This window comes from Streptomyces griseus subsp. griseus, assembly GCF_000720255.1.
GTDB classification, from domain to species: Bacteria; Actinomycetota; Actinomycetes; order Streptomycetales; family Streptomycetaceae; genus Streptomyces; species Streptomyces griseus_I.
This window is the reverse complement of sequence record NZ_JOJE01000127.1, coordinates 1-1037: the sequence shown is the minus strand read 5'-3', so window position 1 is coordinate 1037 and position 1037 is coordinate 1. Positions and strand designations below refer to the sequence as shown.

1 protein-coding gene is annotated in these 1037 nt (G+C 70.8%); it reads right to left on the bottom strand.

From position 1 onward, the window contains the following. Positions 1-20: 20 nt before the first annotated feature. Positions 21-833, bottom strand: coding sequence for an MBL fold metallo-hydrolase (locus IG99_RS43405; RefSeq protein WP_051866638.1), 813 nt, complete (start codon positions 831-833; stop codon positions 21-23). Positions 834-1037 lie beyond the last annotated feature (204 nt).

Sequence of the window (1037 nt, the reverse complement as noted above, 5' to 3'; positions counted from 1 at the left end):
CGGCGGCACCGGGTGAGGTGTCAGCGGGTGTGCGGGTCCGGCAGGGTGACGGGCTCGCCGGGGGTGGGCCAGTGCAGCGGGACGCCGGCGGCGTCGAAGGTCTGCTGGACGTGGCTGCGGTCTTCGGTGTAGTGCGCCCAGCCCTCGGCGTGTACGGCCACCACGAGGGGGTCGCCGAGCAGGCGGCGGGCCTCGACGGCCTGGACCGCGGTCAGCGACAGCCGTACGTCACCGAATGCCTCGAAGCCGGCCGCGCCCAGGTGCAGCAGCGCCACGTCGACGCGGTACCGGCCGGCCAGGGCGCTCATCGCGTCCAGGTCGACGGTGTCACCGGAGACGTACACGCTCGGTGCCGAGCCGTCGTCGGTGTGCAGGAGGAAGCCGGTGACCGGACCGGTGAGGTCCTCGGTGCCGACGGGCCCGTGGCGGGCGGGAACCGCGGTGATGTTCAGCGGCGTGCGGCCCGGCTTCGACAGGGTCCGGGTCTGCCAGGGCTCCAGGCCGACGGCCGCGCCCCCGAGATCCTCGGCGCCGGCGACGGTGGTGAACACGTTCGAGGCAGCGGAGGCCACCGTACGCCCGGCGGTGTCGAGGTTGTCCAGATGCCCGGTGTGGCTGACCACGACGGCGTCGAGAGCGGGCAGTTGCGAGGGCTTCAGCGCCGGATCGGCGGTCTTGCGCACCATGACCGGGCCGTCTTTGTACTCGGTGCCGGCGGCGTCGAAGGTCGGGTCGGTCAGCAGCGTCCAGCCGGCCAGGCGGATCAGCGCGGTGGGGCCGCCGAGCACCGTCACAGTGTTCGCGGCGCGGGTCACGGCAACGTCGGTTACCACAGGTACTCCTTGACGATCAGCGGTTGGCTCCCTCACTCTGACCGAGTTACTTTCTTGAGGGAAGTACATACCTTTAGGTGAGGTGAGCACGTGCAGGAAAGTGCACGAGGCAACGTCCGTAATCCCGCCTGCCTGAGCAGGCAGCTGTTCGACCTGGTCACCGCCCGGTGGGCCACCCTGGTCCTGGTCGACCTCATGGAGGGC